1 protein-coding gene and 1 pseudogene are annotated in these 2469 nt (G+C 66.3%); both read right to left on the bottom strand.

What is annotated here, in order from left to right; genetic code table 11:
- Nucleotides 1-30: 30 nt before the first annotated feature.
- Nucleotides 31-2104 (bottom strand): annotated as a pseudogene (locus tag P2PM1_RS20960) (recombinase family protein).
- Nucleotides 2091-2267 carry a hypothetical protein gene (locus P2PM1_RS20955; protein ID WP_186400405.1) on the bottom strand — a complete coding sequence of 59 codons (177 nt, stop codon included), beginning with the start codon at nucleotides 2265-2267 and terminating at the stop codon, nucleotides 2091-2093. The pseudogene P2PM1_RS20960 and the gene P2PM1_RS20955 overlap by 14 nt, the downstream one beginning before the upstream one ends.
- Between the last annotated feature and the right edge of the window lie 202 nt (nucleotides 2268-2469).

The raw sequence follows: 2469 nt of genomic DNA, 5'->3' as shown, positions 1-2469 counted from the left end.
GCGAGTGCTGAGTCATTATGCCCCTCTTCTTCAACTATCTGGAAACATTCGCATTTGCTTCTGGTCGCCTCCGTGACACGGACGCCCGTTCCGCCTGAGGGTCTTCAGGACGGGGTCGGATTCGAGATCGGAGGCCCGGATCTGCCACGGGGCGCCGGGAAACGACCTGCTCGGCGGGCAGGATCCCGTCCTGGATCATGCGCCGCACGACGTGGCTGGTCACAGCGAGCTTCGAAGCGGCCTCGCGCATGGTGAGCCAGGCGCCGTCCTTCTCAGCCGATCGGAAGGCATGGATACCGCGGACCCTACGGATGGAGGCGACACGGTGTGCCGTCCAGGTCTTCTCCTGACCAGTGCGCACGCCCATCCGGTTCAAGGTGGCCGCAATGTCGGCATCGGAGAACCGCGTCGCCATCCGTTCCATCACCGCAAGAGCCTGCTCGGGGGTCTGGCAGCCATGCTCTCCGGTTCGCGGCTTCCGGACGCGCAGTTGCGAGTGCTGGCCGCCGCGCTAGTGGATCGTCAAGATCACCTCGCGCGTTGCATCGTCGACATCTGCGATGATGCCCGCGACCAGCGTCCGGATCAGGTGCTGGCGGCTTCGCGTCGTAACGCCCGGCGCCGACCAGGCGGCAGCGAGATCCGTAGCCAAACCTGCGAAGTCGGGCATCGGCATCGCCGGATCGGGGGTGTCCACCGCCGCAAGGCGCGACCGGCAGGCCTCCACGCGGCGCAGCGCGGCTTCCCAATGCTTCTCGAGCTGCGCCGCGATGAGACGGTTCTCCGGGTCGCAGGCGGCATAGCGCCGTTCGGCAAGTGAGGCGTCGTACTCGGCCTGCTGCAGGTCGAGTTCAGCCACACGCCGCCGCTCAGCCTCTCCCTCCCTGTGCATCAGCTCGGCCTCCAGTGCCGCCTCGATGGCCATCGGCTCGACCACCCGAAGTATCTCCGATGCGATCGCGGCGTCCACACGGGATCCGCCGAAGCCGAGACACCGCGGCAGGCCGAGCATGAGGTTCGGCCGGTCACAGCGATAGGTCGGGCGGCCCGGAGGCGCGCCCGTATAAGCCACCGCCAGTCCGCGGCCGCAGCGCCCGCAGGTAAGCATGCCCGCCAGCAGGGCCCGTCCGCCCCGGCCGGATTTGTTTCCGCCAACTCGACCGTAGGCATTGGCGGCCAGCAGGGTCTGGTTCCGCTCGTACTCCGTCCAGTCGATGTAGCCTTCATGATGATCGTGGATCAGCACGTCCCAGGCTTCGGGCGGCTTGCCGTGACCGTAGGACTTGCGCGCCCGCCCGTCGACCAACTCGACCCGCTTCTCGCTTTTGCCGTAGACATAAGCTCCTGCGTAGAAAGGGTTCTTCAGGAGGCCGATGACGTTGCGATACCGGATCTGCCGCCGGTCGAAGAACGTCAGGCGCTTCCCATCCGATGGACGTGGGAAGAACACACCCTCCTCCGTCAGCGACAGGTGCGCCTGCCGGGCGCTGCCCAGCTGGCGAAACCGCTCGAACACCAGCCGGATCACCTTCTGCAGCCGGAGATCAGGATCGAGGCCGAGCCCCATGTCGCGGTGCCAGACATAGCCAATCGGCACACTGATCCGCAGCTCGCCACGGCGCGCCTTGGCTCGGGCCGCGTCAACCATGCGTGCCCGGATGACGCCCAGTTCGAACTCGCTGATACTGCCCTTCATGCCCAGCAGAAGCCGATCGTTCGGGCGACAGGGATCATAGACTCCGTCGATGTCGATCACCCGTGCTTCAACCAGCCCGCAGAGTTCGAGCAAGTGATGCCAGTCCCGGCCGTTCCGGGCCAGCCGCGAGGCGTCAAAGCACAGCACCGCGCCGATCTCGCCCGCACACAAGGCGGCGACGAGTTTCTCGAAGCCGGGCCGGGCCACCATGCCGCTCGCCGAACGGCCGAGGTCATCGTCGATGACCTCGACGGTCCTGAACCCGCGGCGCCGGGCGACCTCGACCAGCTCGTACTGACGCCGCCGGCTCTCGGTGTTGTGCTCGACCTGGGCCTGGGTCGATTGCCGGACATAGACCACGGCCTTGCGCTGAAGGATGGCGGGAGGGAGGGCATCACCGTTCATCATCGTTCCCTTCCTGTTCGGCCGCGCCGGCCGCTTCGGTCAGGAGGATCGCCAGGCGCGTCACAGCCTGCTGGCGGTCCTGCGGGCTCATTCCCCGCAGCCGGGTCGAATCGAACTGCATCTGCAGTTGCTTGGGAAAAGTCGGCTTGACTGGCAGGTCTGGCATGGGTCTGCTCCTCTCCGGCGGTGGTGTCGCCGGAAGAGCATCGCCGCAGACCTTGCCGCATCAGAAGATCATCAAGATCCGACAGTGCCGCGAGTGACACGCGCGGCGTGCCCAATTCCATGCCTGCGCAAGACGTCGCGTCGAGCATCCAGGCCGGCACCACCGTGAAGACGCCTGGCAGGACCTCGACATGGAGGAATTG

The organism is Stappia sp. P2PMeth1, from assembly GCF_900185735.1.
GTDB lineage: Bacteria > Pseudomonadota > Alphaproteobacteria > Rhizobiales > Stappiaceae > Stappia.
The sequence above is the reverse complement of the archived record's forward strand: the minus strand, read 5'-3'. Positions and strand labels throughout refer to the sequence as shown.